General features: G+C 68.3%; 17 protein-coding genes and 5 pseudogenes. 9 read left to right on the forward strand and 13 right to left on the reverse strand.

Annotated elements, in window-relative coordinates; translation table 11 throughout:
• Nucleotides 1–56: 56 nt before the first annotated feature.
• On the reverse strand, nucleotides 57–1,436 hold the full coding sequence (locus AB0L75_RS39665; RefSeq protein WP_365191125.1) for a DEAD/DEAH box helicase: 1,380 nt from the start codon (nucleotides 1,434–1,436) through the stop codon (nucleotides 57–59).
• A gap of 203 nt (nucleotides 1,437–1,639) precedes the next feature.
• Between AB0L75_RS39665 and AB0L75_RS39670 the strand changes: the two are divergent.
• From AB0L75_RS39670 to AB0L75_RS39680, 3 genes and pseudogenes are all read left to right on the forward strand, one after another.
• A pseudogene (locus AB0L75_RS39670) lies at nucleotides 1,640–1,853 on the forward strand (IS5/IS1182 family transposase); the annotation flags it as partial.
• A 116-nt stretch (nucleotides 1,854–1,969) separates the two neighbouring features.
• Complete coding sequence (locus AB0L75_RS39675) at nucleotides 1,970–3,085, forward strand: MerR family transcriptional regulator (RefSeq protein ID WP_365191091.1); 1,116 nt, start codon at nucleotides 1,970–1,972, stop codon at nucleotides 3,083–3,085.
• Between the two features lie 630 nt (nucleotides 3,086–3,715).
• On the forward strand, nucleotides 3,716–5,287 hold the full coding sequence (locus AB0L75_RS39680; protein WP_365191093.1) for an alpha/beta hydrolase: 1,572 nt from the start codon (nucleotides 3,716–3,718) through the stop codon (nucleotides 5,285–5,287).
• Nucleotides 5,288–5,820: 533 nt separating this feature from the next.
• Here AB0L75_RS39680 and AB0L75_RS39685 read toward each other — a convergent pair.
• The 4 genes from AB0L75_RS39685 to AB0L75_RS39700 all read right to left on the reverse strand — a co-directional run bounded on the left by AB0L75_RS39685 (nucleotide 5,821) and on the right by AB0L75_RS39700 (nucleotide 9,147).
• Nucleotides 5,821–6,504, reverse strand: a complete 684-nt coding sequence (locus AB0L75_RS39685; protein ID WP_365191095.1) for a hypothetical protein — start codon at nucleotides 6,502–6,504, stop codon at nucleotides 5,821–5,823.
• A 45-nt stretch (nucleotides 6,505–6,549) separates the two neighbouring features.
• On the reverse strand, nucleotides 6,550–7,257 hold the full coding sequence (locus AB0L75_RS39690; protein WP_365191096.1) for a hypothetical protein: 708 nt from the start codon (nucleotides 7,255–7,257) through the stop codon (nucleotides 6,550–6,552).
• Between the two features lie 225 nt (nucleotides 7,258–7,482).
• A complete protein-coding gene (locus AB0L75_RS39695; protein WP_365191098.1) occupies nucleotides 7,483–7,743 on the reverse strand; it encodes a hypothetical protein in 261 nt (86 codons plus the stop codon).
• 174 nt (nucleotides 7,744–7,917) lie between these two features.
• Entirely contained in the window at nucleotides 7,918–9,147 is a 1,230-nt protein-coding gene (locus AB0L75_RS39700) for a hypothetical protein (RefSeq protein WP_365191099.1), read from the reverse strand.
• A gap of 235 nt (nucleotides 9,148–9,382) precedes the next feature.
• Here AB0L75_RS39700 and AB0L75_RS39705 point away from each other — a divergent pair, with 235 nt between their 5' ends.
• The gene (locus AB0L75_RS39705) at nucleotides 9,383–10,624 is read left to right on the forward strand and encodes a hypothetical protein (RefSeq protein ID WP_365191101.1); all 1,242 of its coding nucleotides are present in this window, start codon (nucleotides 9,383–9,385) and stop codon (nucleotides 10,622–10,624) included.
• Here AB0L75_RS39705 and AB0L75_RS39710 read toward each other — a convergent pair.
• From AB0L75_RS39710 to AB0L75_RS39740, 7 genes and pseudogenes are all read right to left on the reverse strand, one after another.
• Nucleotides 10,621–11,352 carry a dienelactone hydrolase family protein gene (locus AB0L75_RS39710; RefSeq protein WP_365191103.1) on the reverse strand — a complete coding sequence of 244 codons (732 nt, stop codon included), beginning with the start codon at nucleotides 11,350–11,352 and terminating at the stop codon, nucleotides 10,621–10,623. The genes AB0L75_RS39705 and AB0L75_RS39710 overlap by 4 nt on opposite strands.
• Nucleotides 11,353–11,754: 402 nt before the next feature.
• Complete coding sequence (locus AB0L75_RS39715; protein ID WP_365191104.1) at nucleotides 11,755–13,059, reverse strand: hypothetical protein; 1,305 nt, start codon at nucleotides 13,057–13,059, stop codon at nucleotides 11,755–11,757.
• A 35-nt stretch (nucleotides 13,060–13,094) separates the two neighbouring features.
• On the reverse strand, nucleotides 13,095–14,303 hold the full coding sequence (locus tag AB0L75_RS39720; protein WP_365191106.1) for a gluconolaconase: 1,209 nt from the start codon (nucleotides 14,301–14,303) through the stop codon (nucleotides 13,095–13,097).
• A 980-nt stretch (nucleotides 14,304–15,283) separates the two neighbouring features.
• Entirely contained in the window at nucleotides 15,284–15,700 is a 417-nt protein-coding gene (locus tag AB0L75_RS39725) for a hypothetical protein (RefSeq protein WP_365191108.1), read from the reverse strand.
• Nucleotides 15,701–15,896: 196 nt separating this feature from the next.
• Nucleotides 15,897–15,989: pseudogene (locus AB0L75_RS39730) on the reverse strand (hypothetical protein); the annotation flags it as partial.
• A 193-nt stretch (nucleotides 15,990–16,182) separates the two neighbouring features.
• Nucleotides 16,183–16,389 (reverse strand): annotated as a pseudogene (locus AB0L75_RS39735) (transposase); the annotation flags it as partial.
• A 659-nt stretch (nucleotides 16,390–17,048) separates the two neighbouring features.
• A pseudogene (locus tag AB0L75_RS39740) lies at nucleotides 17,049–17,566 on the reverse strand (IS5 family transposase); the annotation flags it as partial.
• 243 nt (nucleotides 17,567–17,809) lie between these two features.
• Between AB0L75_RS39740 and AB0L75_RS39745 the strand changes: the two are divergent.
• The 5 genes from AB0L75_RS39745 to AB0L75_RS39765 all read left to right on the forward strand — a co-directional run bounded on the left by AB0L75_RS39745 (nucleotide 17,810) and on the right by AB0L75_RS39765 (nucleotide 24,373).
• Nucleotides 17,810–17,962 carry an FDLD family class I lanthipeptide gene (locus AB0L75_RS39745; RefSeq protein WP_365191109.1) on the forward strand — a complete coding sequence of 51 codons (153 nt, stop codon included), beginning with the start codon at nucleotides 17,810–17,812 and terminating at the stop codon, nucleotides 17,960–17,962.
• Between the two features lie 85 nt (nucleotides 17,963–18,047).
• A complete protein-coding gene (locus AB0L75_RS39750; RefSeq protein ID WP_365191110.1) occupies nucleotides 18,048–18,215 on the forward strand; it encodes an FDLD family class I lanthipeptide in 168 nt (55 codons plus the stop codon).
• A 171-nt stretch (nucleotides 18,216–18,386) separates the two neighbouring features.
• Nucleotides 18,387–21,614 (forward strand): lantibiotic dehydratase, encoded by a 3,228-nt coding sequence (locus AB0L75_RS39755; protein WP_365191112.1) that lies wholly within the window; start codon nucleotides 18,387–18,389, stop codon nucleotides 21,612–21,614.
• Nucleotides 21,611–22,969, forward strand: a complete 1,359-nt coding sequence (locus AB0L75_RS39760; protein WP_365191114.1) for a lanthionine synthetase C family protein — start codon at nucleotides 21,611–21,613, stop codon at nucleotides 22,967–22,969. Before AB0L75_RS39755 ends, AB0L75_RS39760 begins: the two co-directional genes overlap by 4 nt.
• Before the next feature lie 321 nt (nucleotides 22,970–23,290).
• Nucleotides 23,291–24,373: a protein kinase family protein gene (locus tag AB0L75_RS39765; RefSeq protein WP_365191115.1), complete on the forward strand. Its 1,083-nt coding sequence runs from the start codon at nucleotides 23,291–23,293 to the stop codon at nucleotides 24,371–24,373.
• A 75-nt stretch (nucleotides 24,374–24,448) separates the two neighbouring features.
• Here AB0L75_RS39765 and AB0L75_RS39770 read toward each other — a convergent pair.
• Nucleotides 24,449–24,586: pseudogene (locus tag AB0L75_RS39770) on the reverse strand (transposase); the annotation flags it as partial.
• Nucleotides 24,587–25,562 lie beyond the last annotated feature (976 nt).

Here is a 25,562-nt window from a genome sequence, read left to right on the forward strand (position 1 = left end):
CGTATCCCTCCAGCAGCGTAGACGAAGACACCGCCCCGATGTCCGGGAAGCCGGTCTCAGCCGCTGCGCCGCACCCGGGCCGCCTTGCGGGCCTCTGCGAGCTTGCGTGCCTCGCTGCTCTTGCGGGACGACCTGCCACCGGAGCCACCCTTCGCGTCCTTGGCGCTGCCCAGGCCGCGGAACGGGGCATTGTGGTTCTTGGGGCGCGATACGGCCGACCCGCCGTCGAGAGGCTCTCCGGAGGGGGCCTTGGCGCCGGTGATCCGGCTTAGCTCCGCCTCGCCGGACCGCACTTTGGTGACCTTGGGGGCGACGTCGGCCTCCGCCATGACCTGGCTCGTCTCGCGGCGCTGTCCCGACAGGACGAGTGTCACGACGGTGCCGGAGCGGCCGGCCCGGGCCGTGCGGCCCGCGCGGTGCAGATAGTCCTTCGGGTCGGTGGCCGGGTCGACGTTGACCACGAGGTCGAGGTCGTCGACGTGCAGGCCGCGTGCGGCGACGTTCGTCGCCACCAGCGCGGTGACCTGCCCGTTCTTGAACTGGGCCAGGGTCCGGGTGCGCTGCGGCTGGGACTTCCCGCTGTGCAGGGCGGCGGCGGCCACGCCGCTGGCCCGCAGATGCCGCGTGAGCTGGTCGACGCCGTGCTTGGTGTCCAGGAACAGCAGGACGCGGCCGTCCCGAGCGGCGATCTCCGTGGTCACGGCGTACCGGTCCGGACCGTGCACGACGAAGACGTGGTGCTCGATCGCCGAGACCGCGTTGGACGAAGGGTCCACCGAGTGGACGGCGGGGTCGCGCAGGTAGCGCTGCACCAGCTGGTCGACGTCGCGGTCGAGGGTGGCGGAGAAGAGCATCCGCTGCCCGTCGGGACGCACCTGGTCGAGGATCTCGGTGACCTGCGGCAGGAACCCCATGTCACACATCTGGTCGGCCTCGTCCAGGACCGCGATGCGCACCCGTCCCAGTCGGCAGCCCTTGCGCTCGACGAGGTCGTGCAGCCGACCGGGCGTGGCGACGACGATCTCGGCGCCGTCCCGCAGCACGGCGGCCTGCCGTCCGATGGACACTCCACCCACCACGGTCGCGAGCCGCAGCCGCAGCGTCTCGGCGTACGGCGTGAGCGCCTCACCGACCTGCTGCGCCAGCTCCCTGGTGGGCACCAGAACGAGCGCCAGCGGCTCTTTCGGCTGCGCACGCTGCCCGGCCGTCCGGGCGAGCATCCCCAGGCCGAAGGCGAGCGTCTTGCCGGATCCTGTGCGGCCCCGGCCCAGGACGTCCCGTCCCGCGAGCGCGTTCGGCAGCGCCGCCGCCTGGATGGGAAAGGGCACAGTCACACCGTGCTCATCGAGCGCCCGCAGAACCTCGGCCGGCAACCCCAGCTGGGCGAAGGACGCCACCGTGGGCAGCGCCGAAGAGCGGCCCGACGCCTGAGACACATCGTCCTGCCGCCGGGCATCGGCACGTGCTGATTCGCTCACAGAGAGCCTTCCTCCGAAGGGACCGTACCGAGGAAGGCGCGGCAGGGACGCGGCCGCCGGCCAGGGACACCGAACGGAGTACCGACACAGCAACGCCGCAAAAGCGTAAAGATAGCACGGGGCACGCCGCCCGGGCCTGCCGGGGCATCCGGCACACGATTCCGGAGAAGACCGACAGCCAGGCTGCTCGCCTGCGTGAGGGCTCACGAGGCGGACGACCACCGGGCTTCGACGAGGAGCGGTACAAGAAGCGCAATTCCGTTGAACGGGCCATCAAACAGGCTCAAGAACTCCCGGGCCGTTGCGACGCGGTATGACAAGCGCGGCTACGTCTTCCTGGGCACGGTGATCGCAGCGTCGCTGGTCATCTGGCTGCGGTCAGGACCGCTCGACAGCCTGAAGCTACTGGTCGGCGCGGCGGTGGAGCCACGCGCGGTACCAGGCGTGAGGCGCTTGACCCTCACGTGGCGTCATGCCGCATTGTCGGTGGCGTGGAGGAACACCTGACCGTGGGACGCGTGGCCGCACTGGCTGGCGTGAGCGTCCGCACGCTGCATCACTACGACGAGATCGGCCTCGTGCGACCGTCCGCGCGGACCGCAGCCGGGTACCGGGCCTACTCGGCGGGCGACGTGGAGCGGCTGCGGGAGGTGCTCGGCTACCGGCGGCTGGGCTTCGGATTGCGCGAGATCGCGGATCTGGTGGACGACCCGGCCACCGATGCGGTCGCGCACCTGCGCCGGCTACGCGGTCTGCTGCTGGAACAGCGCGATCGGGCTGCTGCCATGGTGACGGCCATCGACAAGGAACTGGAGGCACGAGCAATGGGGATCAGGACGACACCGGAGGATCAACTCAAAGTTTTCGGAGCGCAGTTGTACGAAGCCATCGGGTCCGCGTACCCGGCGACGCGGCGCACCGATCCGCGGATCGCCGCGAGGATCTGGGATGCGCTCGGGGACGCCCGGACGGTACTGAACGTCGGGGCCGGCACCGGCTCCTACGAGCCCCCGGACCGCGAGGTCACGGCGGTGGAACCGTCGGCGGTGATGCGGGCGCAGCGTCCCGCCGGTGCGGCGCCGTGCGTGGCCGCCAGTGCGGAGCGCCTGCCGTTCGCTGACCAGTCCTTCGACGCCGCGATGGCGGTCAGCACCGTTCATCACTGGCCGGACCCGGTTGCCGGACTGCGCGAGATGCGGCGGGTGGCCCGCCGCGTGGTGGTGTTCACGTACGACGCCAGTTCGACGGGCTGGCTTCAGCGGTTCTGGCTCACCCGCGACTATCTGCCTCAGTTCGCTGACCTTCTCGTCGGCTGGCCTTCACTGGCCGACATGACCCGCGCGATCGGGGGCCGCGCGGAGCCGATACTCATCCCGTGGGACTGCGCTGACGGCTTCTTCGAGGCCCACTGGCGCCGACCCGAGGCGTACCTGGACGAACGTGTGCGCCGCGCGGTGTCGGTATGGACCAGAGTCGGGCCGCAGGCCGAGCAGCGGGCGGTGGACAGCCTCCGCGATGACCTTTCCTCGGGCCGGTGGGCCGAAAACAACCGGGACCTCATCGCCCTCGACGCAGCAGAGCTGGGCCTGCGCCTACTCGTGGCCTGAAGCCTCGGAGCGCGCTACCTCTACCTCGGTACGGCCACCGTGTTTCTGAGCCTTCCAGATCGCCTCGACGACGAACTGCTCATTGCCGCGAGTAACCAGGAGGTCGGGCCTATAGCCACCTGTTCCCGTTTGCCGCTCAACCTCCACGCTGCAACCGGAACCGAGCAATTCTCATTCCATTTCCACTGCGTCCCGACGACCGCAGGGCTCAACCGAGTCAGCCGTTCTCACACCTTCCGGGCCCCTGTTGAAGTGGCCGACCCGAGGAAGTGCCCGTGCCCACAGGCAGGTTTGGTCTCCAAGGGGGAACAGGTGCGAGATGCGCCGCTCGCGCCGCGGGTTCACCAGCAAGCTCCACCTGACTGCCGACGGCCGCTGCCGCCGGTTGCAACACATCGCCTCCGCTCAGGCGCGCTGCGACTACGGCGCGCTTCTGGCCGAGCACGATCTCGTGCGGCGGGGTCGGCCCAGACGCCCTTGAGGGTCGGGGCGCGTTCCGGGGGGACGCAGCATTGGGTTGTCCGCGGTCATCTGTGCCACAGGACTGCTGTGCTGGCTGGGGTTCGATCGGGGTTCGATCAGGGTGGTCCCTGATAGACGATGCGCCGAGCACGGTCAAGGATGACGAGCGTGACAAGCAGAATGCGCACGCCACGCCCCGCGATGACGGGCCGGTCGCTGAACCAGAAGGTCGTGGCCTTGAAAGCCAGGGCGATCGGAACGGCGGTGCTCGTCACCGCAATGTTGACGGTATCCGCGGCGACTGCCGCCGCCGCGGATACCGTCGCTGCCGCCCGCAATCCGGCGTCGTCACTGAACTGGACGGCGTGCCCGTTTCCCGACTCACCAGCGGAACTCCAGTGTGCTTCCATCCAGGTGCCGGTGGACTATGCGCACCCACACGGATTGAAGGCAACCATAACGGTGGACCGGCTCCGGGCGAGCGGCGCGCATCCGGTCGGTAGCCTGTTCTTCGACCCTGGCGGCCCCGGCGGTTCCGGGACGCAGTTCGTGCAAGCCGAATCCCTCGGCGCGCACGTGTTCTCCGCTGCCACCCGGGAGCATTTCGATGTGATCGGCCTGGACCCGCGCGGTGTCGGACTCAGCAGTCCGGTCCGCTGCGACCCCGCGCTGCTCAATCGCCAGGTCTCGCTGTTCCCCAAGGACGAGGCCGGGTTCCGGCACTTGGTTGCGCGGAACAAAGCACTGGGCCGGAGCTGCCGTCGACTCACCGGACCACTGCTGGAGCACGTCGACACCGTCAGCGCCGCCCGCGACCTTGAGGCCCTGCGCCAAGCGCTCGGCGAGGGGAAACTCAACTACCTCGGCCTGTCCTACGGCTCCCAACTGGGCGCCACATATGCCGAACTGTTCCCGAACCGGATCCGGACCCTGGCGTTGGACGGGGCACTCGATCACTCGCTGTCGACGGTGCCCCTGTTCAAGGACGAGTCTCACGCGTACGAGGACTCCCTCAACCGCTTCTTCGACTGGTGTGCGCAGACCACGTCCTGCGCGCTGCACGGCACAGAGGTCGGGCGGCTGTTCGACACCCTGGTAGCAGCCGCCGACCACCGTCCGATCCCTGCCCCGACCTGCGCCAAGGCGGGTGACTGCCGTCCGTTTGTGACCGGCGAAGACATCCGGTTCGCCGCGCAGGGCCTGCTGCTGTTCCCGTCCCGCCGCAACGATCTCGCCCTCGCTCTCCAACAGGCCGAGGCCGGCGATGCGTCGGCGCTCTCCCAGCCCGTTGCCACCGGGCCGAGCGACGACAATGCGAACGGCAGTCAGATCGCGATCGAGTGCCTCGACTGGACGACGCCGATCCGGACGCTGCACGATCTGCAGAACCTGCGACGGCTCGGGCAGGCGGTCGCGCCTCGTCTCGGCGGCGCGTCCCAGTCGTGGACCATTCTCACCGGGTGCGTCGGCTGGCCAGCACGGGTGGCGAACCCACCGCAGCCGATCAAGGTCCAGCACGCACCGACGATCCTGATCACCAATGCCACCCACGACCCCTCAACGGCGTACCCGTGGGCCCTGCAACTGCACCACGATCTTCCCTCCAGCGTGCTGGTGACCCGCCAGGGCGATGGCCACACCAGCTACCTGGCCAAAGGCACCAGCCACACCAGGGACGCCATCGACAGCTACCTGCTCACCGGTCGAACACCGCCGCCGGACACGGTCTACGACGACTGACTCGGCTCTGGCTGGGTTGGTTCCTCGGCAACGGCATGTCGCACCGGCGGGGCTTCGTCGTGCTGTCAGGTGTCACGCGCGAATCACAGACCCCGTGGACACCTTCCAGTACAGGATCCCGAAACTGGACATACATGTCCGCATAGGACTGGATGGACAGCCCCGGACGGCTTCTACGACATGTGCCATGTGGTACCCAGTGAGGGACCCAGGACCAGGACCGGGGCGTCTTCTGGCCCGTCAGAGCGGCATTGAAGGGTGTTCATCGGTGTCTCACTCACCCGCCTGAACATGGGGGGACCTGACGAATGCCGAGTAGGAACGGCTGCGGCCGTTCCTGCCAGTCAGCAGCGGGCGTTGTGGCCGGTGGCGGGACCACCGGCAGGTGATCAACGGCAACCTGCACAGGAATCCGCCATTTCGCTGACGGACGGTCACCTGTCGCAGTAGACCGTCTGGCATGCGATATGCGGATGTGGGCGGGCTGACAGCGAAGGCATGTCAGCGCCGTGAGGCCGTGCGGGCTTTCCCGCTCACTTGCTGGGGCGGTAAGTGCTGCTCATCATGTGAGCGGGGTGAGGCCGCCGTACGAAGTGGTGCGTCGGCGTGGGCAGACTCACGGGAGGAACTGGGCGAGTGCTCCGGTGACGGCGGCGGCGAGGGGGCGGCGAAGGCGGTGGCGGCGCGCATGAGGGCGGCGGGGTACGTGGCGCCGTCGAGGCGGGCGAGTGTGTCTGCGGCCGCGGCGGCCAAATTGGCTTCGGTGCGTCCTGCTCGGCCTGACGGATCCACTCCAGCAGCAGGTATCCGCGCTGGTGGCGGACCAGGCCGGAGAGCGCCCGAGCGAGGTCACAGGCCCTGGTGATGTCCTGACAGGCGGGCCGGACCTGAAGCAGCCGCTCGTCCTGGCTCCCGGTGAGCGTCTCCCGGAGCCGCATGATCCAAGAGGTGATCTTGCGGGGGCTGGGGATGTCAGCCCGGACCGGTTCGGCGGTGCCTGCCCGCAACGCAGCGAGGTGTTTGCGGACGACCTGGCGGCTGCCCCGATAGCCGCGGGCCTGCACCTTCAGGAGCAGCCGGGTGCCGCTGACCTGGCCTTGCGCCTCCGAGAACCGGGCGTTCAAGTACGCCTTGAACGGCTCCAGGACGCCATTGGGCCGGCGGTCGCGCGCCGAGGCAAGCAACTCGTCCAGGTCGGTGTCGCGGAAGCGGCGCACAGTCTTGCGGTTGAGGTTCAGCCGACGAGCGATCGCATTGATCGGTTAGGCAGGGCGACCGCATACCCCGTCGTCACCGATGGGGATCGACGAACCGACGCGCGCTTCCCGCTCAGTCATGAAAGCGACCATCAGGTCCCCGCGAATCTCGGCTGCACGCATGCTGATGCTGTCGCCGTCGAAGCCTGGTTGCGGAGCGAGGATCTGCCGCCGTAGATCCAGCCTCACTTGGTGCATCGAGAATGTTACCGGCCGACGCCGGTCGCCGTGCTCATCAACGCTGGGTGTGACCCGGACCAGGCGGGTGGGCCGGAACGAGTTGTTGCTCAGCAAAGAAACGGCCCTCACCACAGCCGGCAATACCGGCTCCGCAGCTTCGTCGAACTTGGCAACGTCGACTTCCCGGCCTGCATCCAGCCCCTGGACCGCCCAGGAAACGAGCCGATGCCAGTCCTGCGTACACACGATCGCCTCTGCGATGGCGTCCAGGACCCTCTGTTTCTCCTCGCGTGCAGCCGCCTGTTCCTCGGCCTGCCTACGCTGCCCCTCAAGGAGCAGCTCGTGTAGGCGTCGTCGTTTGTCGATACGACCCGGGCCGTACACACCGGCAATACCATCGATGAGTGCTCCGCCGATTCCGCTGATCAAGCTGTAGAGCGTTGTTGCATCCGCCATCATCCCAATGTGGCTGTGCTCGCGGCCTGTTGAGATGCCTTTCGCTGAAAAGCGCCCATCAGAAGCCTTCAGGATCACGGGGCTCTTGCAGGCTGACTACACGCTGCCTTCGCTTCGTCGACACTGGGCCACGGGATCGACTCATGGTCGGGGCGTGGTCGGGCGGCTCTGCCCAGGGCTGAGACATACCGCACCGCGGTGCGCGATGGCCAAGGCCAGAAGCGGGTCCAGCCTGCGCAGGACTAGCCTGGGCCGCCGGCGTCGGCCGGGAGGCCCGGCTGCCTGGGACGGGTGAGCCGTCCGTCAGGAACAGGATCCGTTGCCAGCCCCGTCCGCACTGCAGGTGAGCGTCTTGGTGACGTTGAATACTTGCCCCGCAGAGTCCGTCTCGATGAGAACGACGACGATCGTGCCGCCGTTGCTGACCGTGGGCGATGTAAGCGACGAGATGAACGTGCTCTCCGGGTCCAGGGCACTGGCGATGGTTCCGCTGCCGTTCGCCGTGTCGGCCCAGGGAACGCTGCCTTGGCTGGAAGGGGGGGCTGTGGGGTTGCCGTACGTCACCGTTGCCCCGTCCGTCCACCCTGCACCGATTACCACGCCGTTGACGTCCCGCTTCAGTTGCAGCCCGATGAAGAACTGGACGGGGACCGAGACGTTGAGTAGGGACGCGGAGGGCCTCGCGCGAAACCGGGAGGTCGGGGTTCACGTGCGGGGCCGCTCACGGGGTGTGGGCCGTCAGACTCCGATCAGGGTGTACGTACCCGTACCGTCCTGCCTGCCGCTGGAGTACTGGCGTATGAACTCCCCGTCCGCGTACCGGTCGTGGCCCAACATGGAGCCGGTGTACTTGTTCTGCACACCGATCTTCGAGCTGCCGGGTACGTCGCGGTAGATGTAGAACCGCTGGAGGTCGTCCTCCGCACAGGGGGCCGTCTGCACGACCGCCTGTTCGGTGGCCGCGTTCTCCGCGGCGATGGTCGCGCACCCGCCGTTGCCCCAGTTCCACAGGGACGCCTCAAGGACCCCGTTGTTCTCCGTCACGTTGCACAGGCGCCAGTTGTCCAGGTGAGCGCTGAAGATCGTCGAGGGCCGCAGGCGGACACCATCGGCCGCCAAGAGCGGCGCGCCCCAGGACAGGGGTTTGTCAGGCACGGCGATCTTGTAGGCGCCGGGCTCGCAGTTGAGATCGGCCCGCGCGATACGCTCGGTGGCCTTGTGCGGTTTGGCGGACGTGCCGCTGGTGGGAGCCGGGCGCTGCGCGAGGCGGTCCCGCTTCTGCTTCACCGTCGGCGCCACCGCACCCGCCGGGTGCTTGGCCTTCGCGGCGGCCGAGCCGCAGTCGAGGAGTTCTTGCGCCTTGGCCATGATGCTTCCTGCGGGCACCTTGTCCTGGCAGCGCACCGCGCCTTCCTCAAGGGTGGTGTAGGTGGTGAAGCTGCCGCTGCCGGGCCCCTCGATCCACTTCAACGCCCAGCTGCCGTCGCCCTGTTGGACGCGGTTGCAGTTGAGGCTTCCGTACGTACCGGTGACCTTCTTGGTGCCCTTGTAGACGCCGTAGTAGCCGGGCTGGTTGAAGTTCCACGTGACCGTACTCGACACGCTGCTGGTGGAGGAGTAGTCGACCTGTACGTTCAGGCCCAGCATCGCGCCGACGGTGCCGAGGGTCTCGACGGCGAAACTGCTCTGGACGTTGCCGTTGAGGCCGACGGACACCGAGATGGTGGTCTGGGTGCTGGTGGTGACGCTCTGGTAGCCGGTCGTGCCCTGGGTGACGTACCAGCCCTTGAAGTGGGTGATCGTCGGAGACACTTCGCTGGTCTTGATGTACGGGTGGCGTGTACCGAGGTCGGCCGCCGTACAGGTGCCGCCAGGCGCGGGCGTCTGCGCCGTCGTGGTGGTGGGCGTTGCAGCAGCCGGGGAGACGGCAAGACTCATGGCGGCGACCGCCGTAGCGGTCACCGCCATGAGTGATCTGCCGACGCGGCTGACGGGTCCTATAGGGCGCATCGTTGTCTATTTCCCCCTCTTCGTATATGTGTCCGGTCGGGGGGTGAATGTAGTGGCCACAGGGCTGGTGGCGTGAGACCGGAACCGGCCGCAAACGATCACGGAGGGGCCGATTCCGCCCCTGGCGCAGACCGTTGCCACGCCGGTTCGATCCTCGGTGGACCCGTACGCCACCGAACAGGGGGACCACCCTTTGAAACGCGCCAGACACCTGCTCGCGGCACTAGCCGCACTCGCTCTGACCGCAGCCCTCCTCGCCCTGGGCACCTCACCGACCGCCGCCGCACCGTCGACGGCCAGCCGGGCGGCGCCCAAGGGCCACGGCACGTGCACGGCCACCGCCCCCGGCTCCGGGCCCGCACGCCACGGCCCGGCGTGGACCTGCACCCAACAGGGCCCCGTCTCCGCCCAGGACCTGGCCCGCGTCCGCGCCCACGTCACGGCCGCCCCTCGGGACGGCGCGGGGGCCCTGTGCGCCTCCTCCGAACCTGTGGATGTCGTCTCCACCCGTCACGCGTACTGCGTGCGACACAACATCGTGTACGCGCTCGTCAGCCCCGACGGCCAGGTGATCGGCACCGCCGATCTCACGGTCGTGGCCGCGTCCGAGCCGAGCCCCACAAGTACGCGGTGGCAGGAGAGCATCTCCGTCCTCGCCGGCGCGATGTCACCCACCATTCCCGCGATGAAAGTGTCCCTTCGATCGGACTGCACCCAGTGCATCGCGGGCCCGCCCGCCTGGGGCGGCGGGTACATCGAGCTGCACCAGGGCGAGGAGGACCACACCGGGACGCTGTCCTACGACTCCACCGTCCGGGGCGGCGGCCTCAGTCAGCGCACGCAGATCTCCTACCAGTCCGAGGTGGTGAGCACCGGAGCGAACCCCGTCACCAGCCCCCAGAACTGGGCGGGTCCCTCGCTGCGCTGTGACGGACAGGTCGGCCTGTACCCCGGCTGCATCGTCACGGGTCACCTGGCCCAGGTGACCATTAGCAAGTCCCTCTACGGGGCCGCCGCAGTGGCCTACGAGTGGGCGCAGAACAACCTGACCAACGGCAGGCTCGGCACCGAGAAGAAGCCGCTCACGCGTGACGCCGACGACAAGATGGCGGACAAGAGGCGCTACTACAGCTGCAAGGCTCCCCCGAAGCCCTTCGAGGGGGACCCCAGTGTCCGGGACGATTCCTGTGACGAGTTCCCCTTCGCCAAATCCCGCGAGGGCGGCACGATCGGTTCCATGTGCACGGAGATCGTCCCCCGCAACGTAGGCGGTGTGTGGAGCGTAACGGTCGTACGCGACGAGCCGGTGGCACCCTGCATCAGGGCCCATGTCCCCAAGGACGAGAACACGGGCGCGGGGGGACAGCTGGGCCGTGACGTTCAGTCCGAGCGCATCCTCGACGGCGAGGCGTACCAGGTGGTCATCACCCCCTAGTAGTGCTTCGTTACGGGCAGGCACTCGGCGAGCAGGTCGACGACGTCGCGCCAGGCTCGCTGTGCGTGCCGTGGGTTGTAGCCGACACCGAGGCGCACGGTGTGGTCGACCGGCGGGTGGTGGAAGGCGTGCAGGGCTCCGCCGTAGACCACGAGGCGCCAGTCGACGCCCGAGGCCTGCATCTCGGCGGTGAACGCGTCCCGTTGCGCGGGCGGCATGATCGGGTCTTCCGACCCCACCCCGGCCCACACCGGGCAGCGAATGCGCGCCGCCTCGCCCGGTCGGCCCGTAGTCAGTGCGTTGACTGTCCCGATCGCGCGCAGGTCGACGCCGTCGCGCCCGAGTTCCAACCCGATGGCGCCCCCGGTGCCGTAGCCGACGGCGGCGATCCGGTCGGGGTCGGTCCGCGGTTCGGCACGCAACACGTCGAGCGCCGCGTGGCCGATGCCCCGCATCCGGTCCGGGTCGGCGAGCAGCGGCATGCAACGGCCCAGCATCTCCTCGGGGTCGCCCAAATACCGCCCGCCATGGAGGTCGAAGGCCAGCGCCACGTATCCCAGCTCGGCGAGTGCATCGGCCCGGCGGCGCTCGACGTCACTGAGCCCTGGGCCCTCAGGTCCGACCAGCACCGCGGGCCGGCGGCCGACGCCAGCCGGGAGCGCGAGGTGCCCGATCATCGTCAGGCCGTCGGCCGGGTACTCGACCGTGCACGTTGTAACCGTCGTCATGAGACTGGACTGTAGTGATCGTCGAGTCCGGTCGGGCCGGGTTCTGCCGCTGGCCGAACAGCGCTGGTAGCTGATACCGGGGCCGTAACCAGCCTCGGTAACAGCTACCAGCGCCGCCCCAAGGGGGAATACCGCATCCTTCGGATAAGTGCTCTGCACCAGTTAAACAAGCATGACGCTGGAGGAGGCCGCCGACTCGTTGAATGCAATCACCAGCGTGGCTGTGCAGCAGCCCGCTCACCTCGGGCCGGCCGGTCCCGGTCTCACCAGCGCGGTGCAGCCGCTCCAGAACGGGATGCGGCGAGATGACACAGGCGGGCTTGAGCAACCCCTTCGATCATGTGAACATCGACAGCCCACATGGCCATGGCACTCATGCCCGCCCGCTCGCGAAAAGACGCCCTACGATGTCATTATTTCAATTAGCTCGGGGCTCTGGAGAACGCTCAGGGAGAACCGCCACAGCTGGCCCTCGTAGGTGCTGACGTAGATCACGCCGTTGTCGTTATCCAGCGCGACGCCAAACGGGGAGAATTCGCCCTTAGTGGATTTGACCGCCGCTCGCCGCTCGCCGCTTTGAAGGTCGACCTTGTACAGGATGTCGGCAAGATGCTCGGGGACGTATGCCGTGCCCGCGCCGTCCACCGCCATGTCGGGACTATTGTCGGCTTTGGTCACCGAGCGCTTGGTGCGGTTATCCAGGTCGATCTCGTACATGTCCCCGGTCGTCCACCAGTGGCCGGTGTACGCCTTGCGCGCCTTGCCGTCCTCGTCCAGCACCAACGCTACTCCAGAGGCCTGCAGCCCCAGGCCATCGATGATCATCTCCTTCTCTTTCTTCTTCAGATCGACCGCGAACAGCTGCCCTTTTTCAGAGTCGGTGATGTAGGCCTTGCCGTTCCTGTCCAACTCGATGCCCTGCGCCTTCACGCCGGTGACGATCGTTTTGGTGTCACCGTTGGACAGGTCCACTTGAATCAGACGATTACCGCTGTTGTCGGTGACATAGGCCTTGTTGTCCGTATCCAACGCCACACCGCGGGGCGAGCCCAACTTTTCGCTCGTCATGACCTTGCGGTTGGTGCCGGTGGTGAGATCCACCCCGTACAGCAAGCCGTCATCCCCGACGATGTACGCCTTCTGGCCTGATGGGTCGAGCGCGACGTCGTAGGCTTTTGTATTGAACTTGCTGACCAAGAAGGCGCCCTCGGCCTGGTAGCGAGCCCTTTTTAATGCACTCCCCGTTTCCTTGCCGATCGTTGGCTGATCTTCTGGCTCAATGTCAACTCCCTCCCCTCTCACATTGCTGTATGCCTCATCCTTGACCGAGGATGCCATACCGGATGCCACCTTGGGGGTTCCGTTAACCTTGAGCTGCTCCGTGGCTGCCGTCTGGAAGTTCTGAAAGAAGGGAGTGAGGAAACCTCCCATAACATCGAGCGCGCCATGCGCCGTCTGGCGCAGAAGCCACGGTTCGCGCTCACTCTCCAATTTTCGCACATAGCCCGAGGTACTTCCCGAGACAGTCTCATTCTCGTCATCCCAGGCGCCATCCCCGACACCAGGAGCATCTTCACCGATCCGGTTAGCGGTGTTTTCGGCGGAAGCGGCTTGCTCTCTGCCACCGTTGAAGATGTTACCGACGGCAGTCTTTTCGGTGGAGTCGGCTCCCTCTTCACCGCTACCGGAGGCATTGTCAACAGACATGGGCTTCTCCCTTGATCCCCTCGATGGATGCTGCGTCAGCTCTTATAAAAGGGCGCCTCCTTGTCGTCTTCGATATTGTCGCTGAGCGTTAGCTTTTCGAGTTCAAAGAGCTCGGTCTCCCCGGCGAGGACGGAGACAATTTCGGCTTCCCCTTTTTGGGAGAAGTATTTTTTGCCATCCTCGACCAATCCGATGATATCGATATCACGGACGATCACCTGGGCAAATTTCGGTGGGTCAGTTTTTCCGGTAGGATCCACAGTCTGTGCACGCTTCCGTTCATCGTCATCTTCACCGTCAAGACTCCGAATGCTCCCCAGCTCTACCGGCTCGGGGTAATACAAGGCGACACACCCAGCAAAGACGATGGGGAGTTCGTAGTCGAACCTCTTCACCTGGCGTCGTTGCGTGGCTCTGACAACCGCCCGGGTTTCAATCTGGGTACTGATCTGTGCCGTCGTTTTCGCCGAAGTGGTGAACTCGCCACCGACAGAACCTGTGATCGCAAGCATGAGTTCCGAATACAGTTCCCCGGTACCTGTGGCGGAACCCATTGCCGTTGCCGTACTCGTCGCTTGAGCCTGCGACTCGCTGTCAACGCCGATATTGTCCTTGCTGTTCTTGACAGTGGTCTTCTGATATTGCTCAATCGCCATACTTTTTTGCAGTTGCTGCTGAAGTGATGCGATGGATTTTGCCCCGAACTGGAGCTGCACCTCTCCTTGGAGATTCCATTTGATTGTGTTCGAGATCGAGAATTCGGTAGTGAAGGTTACCGTTGTCGGTTGAGGGTCGGTTCTATTGGTGAACGCATGCTGGGCGATCAGGTCGGGTGGGGGCTGTTGAATGTCACTTCGCTCTTCAATGAGCGGTAACCCCATGTTCATATAGGTGTACCACCCGCGCTGGTGTGCCGTCTTCTCCTCTTGAGGAAATTCGCCATACCTCACCTTGTTTACGGAAAACCCGATAGGGGCGATCCAGCGGTCCTCCTCAGCTTCTGACGCCTTCTTGACTTTTGCCCTTATTTTCTCCCACGCTAGAGGCCTTTCCTTCTGATCCATTTCTTCCCACTCCTTCCACTTCGCCAGAAGGGGATGGGACCTGCCCCGAATGTCGAGCTCCTTTTGGTTGTGCGTTGTCAATGGATGCCGCATAAACCTTGTGGGCTTATAGGTTTTGCCCACTGCGTTTACGCTACCGATGTCGTTCTCAACGATACTGGCTTTGGTAGGCTTGATCATCAAGGCTCCTTTGCCGCAGAACTGAATGATTTGTCAATGACTATTTTCGTCTTCGTTCTTGACGATGACCCGAGTGAATCAATTGCAGCGCGTTCACCCTGGTCCACCGAGCAATGGCCGATCCAGGACTCGCGAATAAGGTCCCACCACTTCTGTATGACCGTGTTGATGGATGCGGTCCCTTTGGGGACAGGACGAAATTACGCGTCAGTCGCCGGGTAGTGACCAAGTCAAACTGGCCATGCGGCGAAAATCGGACAGGTTCCGTTGACCACGTGCGTGATCGCTCTTTGGGCAGGCACCTGACCGGCCTGTCTGCTGTCATCCGTACACCGTTGCTTTGACCTTCGAAGCCAGGATCGCGGTCGCGGCGCTGCGGCCGACGGCGTAACTGGGCGCAGGCTGTGGCCGGATCTGCAGTTCCGGACGGTTCGCGTGACTGCGGGGTGTCAGGTAGTGGCGGGAATGCGTCACCTTGACGCACCACTTGACGGTCTGACTGTGGTGTGGGCATCGACGCCCAGGCCGCCTGTCAGAACCACCGCCTACGCTTACACAGCGGCGGTAACAGCACCGACTCGAACGAGGGCCTGATGGGCAGGAATTCTAGGCACGAGCCCCCCTCCGCCTGGCAAGCCAGAGCCAGCTCCCAGGCCCGAGTCCGAACAACTCGCGCTGCTCGGTCAGCCCGTACCTGTCAAAGTCCCCGCCCAGCCATGGCGGTCCTGGCTGAGCGATCCGCTCATTGTCACCAGATTCGTAGCGAAGCGGTACCAGCGTTCCGAACACGATTGCCTGCCACGGCTACCGGCTGTGTCTTCAACGAGCGATGGCTCCTTGCTGGTAGTTCGTTAGATCCGGCTGTAGAGATCAAGACCGTGTCCGGTGGTGACCGCGTTGATCAGGGCTTGGAGCTCGGAGGGTGGGTCCGTGTCCGTCCAGGCTCGCCACCACCGGTTGAGGGTGACGGCGGGGGTGAGTCAGGAGCGGATGGCTGGTAAGGCCCTGGGCCAGCAGGGCTGTTGGGGCTGGTGGAGTTCGGCTGGGCACCCTCTCTGTCCCCTCTTCGGGGCACGGGTCCGGCGCGGTGGCGTCCAGGGGGCCGGGTGGGCGAACCATTGGTCCCAGCAGAAGGAGAAGGCGCAGTTGACCAGGGTCTGGTGGCGGCGGATGGCGCGGTCGGAGCGGACTTGAAAGTCGGCCCAGCCAAGTTCGACCTTGATCTGCTTGTGGCTCTGCTCGATCCAGGGCCGCAGGCCGTAGAGACGGACGATCTCGGCGAGGTCGGCCGGCGGGTGCGGGCTGGTGGTGGCGTGGGGTGCGTGGGGGTGGGGCAGGTTGGTGGCCAGGTACCAGGTGGCCTTCTCCGGCAGGCTGTCCGGGTCGGTGGTGGCCACGACCAGTCGGCAGGGTCAGTCGGGTCCGTAGCCGGCCAGGCGGGCGTCGGCGGCCCACCAGGTCTCGGTGTGCCCGTCGCGGAAGTGACGCTCCACGGGTGTCCAGTCGCCGGGACGCTTGGCGTCCTGTCAGGTCAGGGTGTGGGCTGCTTCGATGGGGGGTGTGTGGCTGGTCGGCCGGAGCCCAGGTGCCGCGGTGTGGCTTGAGCGCGACCACGTAGGCCAGGCCGGCCTCGCGCAGTGCGAGGTACCAGTCGTCGCTGACCGAGTAGGCGCAGTCGGCAACCACCGCCCGGCGCCGAAGCCCGCCTCCTTCCCGCGGGCCGCGAGGGCAGCGGCCAGCTGCGGTTTGGTGCGGAAGGCCGGATCGGAGCGGCCGCGGGCGAAGTGGTGGGCGGGGGTGTAGGGAGTTGTGTGCAGTGGGTAGCCACGCGGCCGTCGGTCCATACCGTGGTCACCGTGACGATGCCGTTGTCGGTCTTGCCCAGCCGGCCCAGCCACTGCCAGCCCACGTGTGCGGTGGCTGTGCCGTCCTTGCGGTCCCCGGAGTCGTCGATCACGATGACCCCGCCGTCGTGCGGAGCCGCCGCCGGCTCCTCGCGCAGCAGCTCAAGCCGCCGGTCGTTGATCTGCTCGGCCTCCCAGGGGGACTCGGACAGGAAGAACTGCAGCCGCTGCACCCCCGGCATCCCCGCACCTGCCACCGGTTCCGCCCTGCCAGGCAGGTGATCGTCTTGTTCCGCTCCCGCGGCGCCAGTAGCCCGGTCAGGTACTCGCGAAACCCTCGCCGCTGGGCGAGGCTGAAGAAGAGGTCGTCGAACCGGGCCGCGTAGTCCTCCAACCGCCCCGGCGCGGGCGGACACGGACGGCGGGTGGTCATCTTCACTCCCCAGCAAGGCAGTTGACTCCTACCACCGGCCTACGACCAACCCGACCTGCCCTCAACCCACACCACCACCGGATTTAACGAACTACCGGTAACTGAGCAGGACGCCTTGGCTGACGCTGAATCCTTGGAGCTGAAGGCACTCTTTCGTTCCTTGAGCGGGGGGCGGGAAGGTGGCAGGGTCGGTGACCCATCGTCCCGGTTGAAGGGTCTGGAAGGTGAAGGGGCCCGCCGTGTCGCCGCAGCGCTCGAACATGTCGGTCATCGTCTGCAGCCACGTCTCCTGAAGCCCCTGCGGGGTGAGTGTGAGGTACCGCCGTCAGCGGTATCGGAGTCAGACTGGTGCAGGGTGATCTCCCCGAACATCGGATGACCTGCCTCCATCACGAAGTCCAGGCCCTGCAAGCGAACGGAATTCTCGCCACCGGTCAGGACCTTCACCACACGGGAACCGATGAAGTTCACCGGGGAGATCTTGTCGAGCAGGGGCAGGAGTTGGGTGACGTCGTTGCGGTTGCCGCCGGTCAGCGACACCGCGAGCGGGATGCCCTGGGCGTCGGTGATGACGTGGTGCTTACTGCCCGGCCGTGCGCGATCGACCGGGCTGGGACCGCTTCTGGGCGGCCCCAGCGGGCCGCCCGCACATGGGAGGAGTCGATCACCGCCCGGGACCAGTCCAGCTTCTTCGCCGACCGCAGCTTCTTCAACAGCAGCACATGCAGCTGCTCCCATACCCCGGCCTCGTTCCACGCGGCCAGCCGCCGCCAGCAGGTCATGCCCGAACCGAAGCTCAACTCCTGGGTCAGGTACTCCCACTGGATGCCGGTGTGCAGCACGAACAGGATCCCGCACAACACCTGCCGGTCCGGCACCCGCGGCCGGCCCGCCACAAGCTTCGGCCACGGCCGGGGCAGCAACGGCTCGACCAGGGCCCACAGTTCATCCGACACGATCCACGGCCGCGACTGACATTTCCCCACAACCAAACCAACGAGCGGATAAGCCAACCGTCACATGATTGACCACTTCTGTTAGGATCTTCGAGCACTCCAGCAGGACTTCGATGTTCTACCTGCTCAGAAGGTTTCGTGGTGAGGCCTGATGGGTCACCGGGTCCTGCGGCTTTCGCACCCGGCCAGTCGGCTCAAGCGCGGCTCAGGCCGCCGTGACTGGCCTCCCATCGCACGGCTCACTGCTCCAACAACCACTCCGAGGAGATTGACATGAGCACAGCCACCCTTCCGGTCCTCGCCGACACCCAGCTCGATGACCTCTTCGACCTGGACGTCCGCATCGAGCTGGACGACACCCACTCGGCCGAGGCCGCGTTCACCTCCATCACCTGCTCCTCCTGCTACCCCACCTGGTGCTGCTGAGCACGGCTGCCGACCGGCGCCCGCATTCCCGTAAGACCGACAGCGCACGGCTCGCTGCTCCAACAACCACTCCGAGGAGATTGACATGAGCACAGCCACCCTTCCGGTCCTCGCCGACACCCAGCTCGATGACCTCTTCGACCTGGACGTCCGCATCGAGCTGGACGACGCCCACTCGGCCGAGGCCGCGTTCACCTCCGTCACCTGCAGCTTCACATGTTGGTCCACCTTCCCCACTCAGTGCGGCTGCTGAGCAAGGCCGAAAGCCGGCTCCGTCAAGGGCGTACGCCCGACGGAGCCGGCAGCTGAGGGCCCATGGGCTGGCGCACCAAGGCTGTCGGCCCCAGGCTCACCCGCGCGTCCGGCCGCCACCGCGCCCGACGCGCCGACCACGCCAGGGATCGCCACCGAGGGACTGCCACCGATGCCGTTACCGCCCGCCCCCCAGCCGCTCTTCCGCACCGCCCCGGTCGCCCTGCTGCGAGCCCCGAGCCGCAGCTATCAGCACCGCGCCGCCTGGGCCGCCGCCTCTTCCACCGACCGCGCGGCCTGCGAGCAACTGCTGAGCGGTGCGGCCGGCGACGGCGTCTTCATGGACGCCCTACGGGTCGCCAGCCCCAGCCTGGCGAGCCTCGTGGCCGCGAGCACCGGCCCCACCGGGCTCGCCGGTCGCACCGACGCCCAACTGCGCCGCGCCGTGATCTCCGTGCTGCGCTACGAGATCCGGCTGCGCTCCCGTTGCACCCCGTTCGGGCGCTTCGCCGGCGTCGCCCCGGTCCGCTTCGCCCCCGCGGCCGACGGCCTGGCGGCGAAGGTGTCCTGGTCCGGCCCGGCACGCAGTCGTACCCGGGTCGATCTCGACTGGCTGCTGCGCGTGGTCCAGCAGCTCGAGCAGGACCGCGACCTGCTCCCGCACCTGAGCCTGCACGTCCATGCCGGGACCATCCCGCGCGGCGGCCGGCTGGTGACGGCCGCGCCCTCCAACCCCGGTGCCACGGCGGGCGACAGCACCCGCAGCGAGGTCTCGGTCCGGCTCACGCTGGTGGTCGCCGCCGCGCTGGAACTGGCCGCCGCCGGCACGACCGGCAAGGAGGCCGCCGCCGAGCTGGAGCGGCGCTACCCCACCGCACCACCCGGCGCGGCCGCCGCCCTGCTGGCCACGCTGGTACGCCAGGAGTTCCTGATCACGGGGCTGCGGCCGGTGCTGGACGGCGGCGACGCGCTCAGCCGGGTGATAGACGTACTGACCGCCGCGGAGCGGTCCGCCGGCCGACCGCTGCCGCTGCTGGCGGCCCTGCGCGCGATAGCCGCCGACCGCGACCGCTACGACGCCGCCACCACCCCGGGCGAGCGCGGCGCGGTGCTGGCCGCGCTGGAGGAGAGGATGCGTCAGCTGGCAGACGCCGACCGGCTGGTCCACGTCGATCTGGCGTTGGATGCCGAGGTGCGGCTGCCGCGCATGGTCGCCGAGGAGGCGGCCCGCGGGCTTGGCGTGCTGTGGCGGCTGTCCGTGCCCGGCCCGGCGCCGCTGCGCGGCTACCACCGGGACTTCCTGGAGCGCTACGGACCCGATCGGGTCGTCCCGGTGCTGGAGGTGCTGGACGACACGGTCGGCCTCGGCGCGCCGGCCGGCTACACCTGGCCGGCCTCGTCCCGCAGCGAGGACCCGGCACCGCGGCCGGCCCGCGAGCTGGAGCTGCTGCTGGGCCGACTGGCCGCCGAGGCGATGCGCGACGGGGCCCGGGAGGTGGTGCTGGACGACGACCTGGTGGCGCGACTGGCCCCCGGGGAGCCGGACCGCGAGCTGCTGCCGCGCTCCTGCGAGCTGTTCTGCACCCTGGTCGCCGCCGACGAACAGGCGCTGGCCGAGGGCGACTTCCTGCTGGTCGGCGGTGGCGGACCGGGTGCGCTGGAGGCCGGCGCCACCTACGGCCGGTTCGCCGGACTGGCCGGCTCGGTCAACGAGGAGCTGGCCGCCTTCGCCTTCCCCGAGCAGCCGGACGCGATCCACCTCGCTGTCGCCTACCAGCCGCGGCTTACCCGGGCGCTGAACGTCGCCAACAGCCCGCGCACCGCGGAGCACGAGGTGACCATCGGGCTGCCGCCGGACCCCGCCGCGACCGCCGTTCGGCTGGACGAGATCGGCGTGGCCGCCACCTTCGAACACCTGTATCTGGTGCACCTGCCGACCGGGCGCCGGCTGCTGCCGCACGCCCACCACGCGATGGACCTGCGCGGCCAGGCGCCGAACGCCGCCCGCTTCCTGCTCGAGGTCGGTCGGGACGCTCACCGCTCGTATGCGCCCTGGGACTGGGGACCGGCCACCAGCGCGCCGTTCCTGCCCCGGGTGCGCTACGGCCGGGTGGTGCTCGCCCCCGCCACCTGGCGCCTGGACGAGCTGCGCGAGCACACCGGGCTCGATCCGGCCGGCTGGGCCGAGGCGGTGCGGCACTGGCGGGAGCGCTGGCGGGCGCCGCAGCAGCTGGTGCTGACCCGTGCCGACCTCCGGCTGCCGGTTGACCTGTCCGAGTCCTGGCACCGCGAGCTGCTGCGCGACGCGCTCTCCAAGGACCCCCATCTACTCGCCGTCGAGCTGCCCGGCGGGGAGGAGCGGGCCGACGGCTGGCTGCGGGACACCGAGGACCGGGCGCACCACTGCGAACTGGCGCTGGCCTTCGTCCGGGAGCCGAGGGCCGCGGCGCTCGCCCCCGCTGCACCCCGGATCCCGGCGGTTCGCCCGGCCGGGCCGCGGCTGGCCGAGCCCGGCGGCGAGTGGCTGTACGCCAAGCTCTACCTCGCGGGCCGGCAGGCGGACTCCTTCCTGACGGAGCGACTCTCCCCGTTCCTGGCCGAACTCCCGGACTTTTGCCGCGAGTTGATCGACCGATGGTTCTTCATCCGGTACCGGGACCCGAACGACCACCTCCGGCTGCGGTTCCACGGGCCCGCCGACGGCCTGTGGCGGGAACTGCTGCCGCCGCTGCGCACCGCGGTCCGGCAGTGGACGGCCCAGGGACTCGTCGGGCGGTTCGTGCTGGACGGCTACGACCCCGAGTGGGAGCGCTACGGCGGTCCCGAGGCCCAGGCGGCCGCCGAGCGCTTCTTCGCCGCGGACAGCCGTACCGCGCTCACCTTGCTGCAGATCGCCCGGCAGGCCGACGGCGGGAGCGGTGACGTGCCGTGGGACAAGGAGACGCTGGCCGCGCTGTCGCTCGCCGCCATCGCGCACGCCTTCGGTCCGCCGCCCGCGGTGGACACGCCGACCCGCTACCAGGAGCCGGGCGCAGCCTGGCTGGCAGGCAGCGCCGCCGGCCAGCAGCCGCCCGCCGGCTTCCGGACCCACCGGGCGCAGTGGCTGCGGCTGATCGACCCGGCCGGCGGCTGGCCCGCTTTGGCCGAGCATCCGCTGGGCGACCGGCTGGCGCAGGCCCTGGCCGACCAGGCCGGACATCTGCGCGCCTACCGCGAGCAGTTGTACGCGCTCGCCGCCCGCGGCGCCGGCTGGTCGCCGCTGCCCGGGGTGCTGGCGAGCCTGCTCCACATGTCCTGCAACCGGCTGCTCGGGCCCGACCGGGAGGCCGAGCTGCGCGTACACGCCCTCGCCCGCGCCTGCGTGACCGCAAACGCCGACCGAAGGAAGCACCAGCGATGACCACAGCAGCAGTGCCCGGCCGCACCGAGCGGATCGCGGCGGTCGTCGACCGGGTGGCCGCCGCCCTCACCGACGAGCCGCGCCCGACCGGCCCCGCGGTCGCACTGGAGGGCGGTTCCGGCGTTGCCCTGCTCCTCGCCGAGCTGGCCCGCCGGGATCCGGGCCGGCTGCCCGCCGCGCACGGCCGGCTGGCGGAGGCGGCCAAGGCCCTGACCGGAACGGCCTCATTCGGCGTACATCACGGCCCGGCCGCGGTGCTGACGGCCGTTCAGGCGGCTGCCCGGGTCGGCGGTCACTATCCGGGCCTGCGCCGCACCCTGACCGCACACGTCGCGGCCGAGCAACTCGCCCGCCTCGCGGCCGAGCCCGCCGGACCAGGGGTGTCCTGGTCCAGCTACGACGCCATCACCGGCACCGCCGGCGTCGGCCGGGTGCTGCTCGGTGCGGTCACCGACGGCGACACCGAGGAGCGGGCCGCGGCCGAGCCCGCGCTGCGCGCCACCCTCGCCCACCTCGTCGCGGTCAGCCGGCCGGTGCGGGTGGACGGCCGTGAGGTGCCCGGCTGGTGGGTGCCCGGCCACCGCCAGGTGACCGAGGCGGACCGGGCCCGCTTCCCACGTGGTGACCTCAATCTCGGGACGGCGCACGGCATCGCGGGCCCGCTGGCGCTGCTCGCCCGCAGTGCCGAGCTGGGCGTGGCGGTCGACGGGCAGTCGGCCGCCCTGCGACGGATCGGCGGCTGGCTGGCCGAGCGGGCCGACCGGGACGCCTACGGGCCGTACTGGGAGCGGCGGCTCCCGCTGGACGACGAGTTGGCCCGGGCCCGCGGCGAGCGCCCCCTGCCCTCCTCGCCCCGCACGGGCGCCGCGGGGGCCGCCTGGTGCTACGGCACGGTCGGCATCGCCAACGGCCTGTTGCGCGCGGCCCGGGTGACCGGCGAGGAGACCTGGAGCCGGCTCGCGCTGGCGAGTACCCACGCGGTGCTGGCCCGCCCAGGCAGCCTGGACGGTTTGAAGGGCCCCACCGTCTGCCACGGCGAGGCGGGCTTCCTGCAGACCCTGTGGAGGCTCGGGCAACAGGCCGCCGACCAGGCGCTGCTCGACCACTGCGACCGGCTGGCCGACCGGCTCGCCGCAGCCTGGGACGAGCAGGCCGAATACGGTTACCGGCACCTGGCCGGGCCCCGCGGCGCCACCGGCCCGCAGCACGGCCGACCACCGACCGAGGACAACCCCGGGATTCTGGAGGGCGCGGCGGGCGTGGCCGCCGCACTGCTCTCGGTGCTGCCGGGCCCGGGCGGGCCGGGCAGCGAACAGCACGAGCCCGTCTGGGACCGCGTGCTGCTCCTGTCCTGATCGAGGGCCGCACCGCGCAGGCACCCCGAGACGCCTTCGCCGCTTGCCCGGCCCCCTGAGGAATCACGGAGTGATGACGGTGCGCCCGAGGGCCGGACGCCGTGCGCGATGTCCCGCCCCTGATGGCCCATCAGTCCACCGCACTCGTCAAGATGCCCCTGACCAGCGACGATAGCGATCTGCAACTGGAGTACCAACGCGCCCTGGACCCAACTTCGGTCGCTGTCCGGTCGTTTATGAGAGTGGCTGACCTTTTCAACGTAAGGTCGGTGCCGTACGCGGGATTGCCGAAGCCCTGGTTCGGGCGCCGAGGAGCCGTCGATGCTGGACCAGGGTTTGCAGCGCGCCGAGCGCCTGGCTGGTTACGGGACCGTGAGCACTCAGCTCTCCTTGCTGAGCGACCACCGGCTCGGGGAGGTCGTGGCAGCCGCTTCCCCGCTCGGGTCAGGCATCGGCGGCAGGTCGGCAGAGCTGGACGTCAAAGGAACGCGCGTCTTCGTCAAGCGGATCCCTTTGACGGACATCGAATTGCGCCTGGAGAATGTGCGGTCGACGGCGAACGTCTTCGAGCTGCCGATGTTCTACCAGTACGGGGTGGGCTCGGCCGGATTCGGTGCTTGGCGGGAGCTTGCCGTGCACACCATGACCACGAACTGGGTTCTCGGCGGCGAGTATGCGGGATTCCCCCTGATGTACCACTGGCGGGTTCTGCCTGACTCCCCTCCCGAAGGATTCACCGACGCGTTCGGGGGCCTGGAGGGGGCCGTCGCCCACTGGGAGGGATCACCCGCCGTTCGTGACCGGCTGGAGGCCATCGGCCAGTCCTCGTGCAGCCTGGTGGTCTTCCTGGAGCACCTGCCGCACACACTCGCCGGATGGCTGGCCGACCACCGCGAAACTGCCATGCGGGAAGGCGGGGACGGCTCGCCCTTCCGCTGGGTGGAGGAAGCTCTGATGGACGGAGCTGACTTCATGAGTTCTCACGGACTTGTCCACTTCGATGCTCACTTCGCCAACATCCTGACCGACGGCCGCCAGCTCTACTTCGCCGACTTCGGACTTGCGCTGAGCTCCCGCTTCGACCTTACGGCGGACGAGTCCAACTTTCTCGCGGACCACCTCGCGTACGACCGCTGCTACACCGCGAGCCACCTGCTCCAGTACCACTTGCTCGACGGCGTGCGCGGTGACACGGAACGCGAAGTCTTCCTGCACGACTGGATCGCGGGCCGGCGACCTGGCGACGTCCCACCCGAGATCACGGCCATCATCGACCGGCACGCACGCCCTGCCGTCGTCGTGGACTCCTTCTTCCGCCGCCTGATCACCGAGAGCAAGCAGACCCCGTTCCCGGCCAGGGAGATCGAGCGGCAGTCGGGCGCTGGCGCCACCACCCCGAGCTGATCTGTCGGCGACGGCTGAAGAGTGGTTCTGGATCACTTTCAGTGCCGGGGCCACGGAGGGTCACCGAAACCGCAATCATGAACGGCCTTGCGCGGTGAGGAGGACCCGTTTCCGTAGCAGGTGGAAGTTGGCGCGGCCGCACATCTGGCGCTTCAGCATCTTGATCTTGTTGTTGTGGCCTTCGACGGCGCCGGAGCTTTAGCGCAGGCTGAGGCCGGCGACGACAGCATCGAGGTCCTGGCCGAGGCCGGTGGCGAAGGTGTGCAGGGCGGGGAGGTCGTCGGCCTGAACGCACGTGATCCGCTGGCTCAGCGCGGCCCTGACGGTTGTTCATGAGCTCGGCGAACGCCCAGACGTGGTGCGCGGGCCAGCGGGCCAGCGGGCCAGCGGGCCAGCGGGCCAGCGGGCCAGCGGGCCAGCGGGCCAGCGGGCCAGCGGGCCAGCGGGCCAGGATCTCCTTTAGCCGCCGGGCCTGGTCGTCGGCGAGACGGTCGGGGTGGCGGGTGAGCCAGCCGGCCACCTCGCGCACGGACGGAGTCTTGCAGGGTGGATCGAGGGGAAAGGCATCGCGGAGCCGGTTCGCGTACTTCTTCACGACGCTCTCGCCGCCCGAGTATCCGCGCTCGCTGCGTGAGCGAGGCGGCGGACGGTGTTGCGGGCCAGCCCCAGCTCACGGCCGATCGCTCCCAGCCCAACCCTCTTGTCGAGAAGGGCATGGATGGCGGCGTGCTGTTCCTGGATCCGATCGGAGAGCCGACCGGCTGTCCGCGGTCCCGCTGGGGAGACCGGTTCGAGCTCCAGCCTCTCCATGGCCGCAGTGGCCTGGACCGCGGCTGAGTCGTGCGGTTCGCGAAGCAGAGCGCGATGCTGGACGACGGTCTTCTCGACGGCCTCGGCAAGGTTCGACCAGATGGTACTGGTGGGCCGTCGGCGAGGCGCCTGCTGAGCAGGCCCTTTTCCTACGGCCCCCAGCCCGAACGACGCATGCGACTTGTCACCGCACGTCGCTCTCCAGTGATTACTCCGACCTGCTGATCGCGCTGGTCATGCCGGGGCGTGCGCCGGCGGGCGAGTGTCCCGGCTTCCGGTGCCGGCGCCCGGCTATTACGCCGTAATAGCGTCGCGCCACAGGCAGTCGGAAGTGAAGATCACTTGGCCTCCAGCGTAGGGGCCAGGCACAGCGCGAACA

The sequence above is a fragment of the Streptomyces sp. NPDC052101 genome (assembly GCF_040680235.1).
GTDB lineage: Bacteria > Actinomycetota > Actinomycetes > Streptomycetales > Streptomycetaceae > Streptomyces.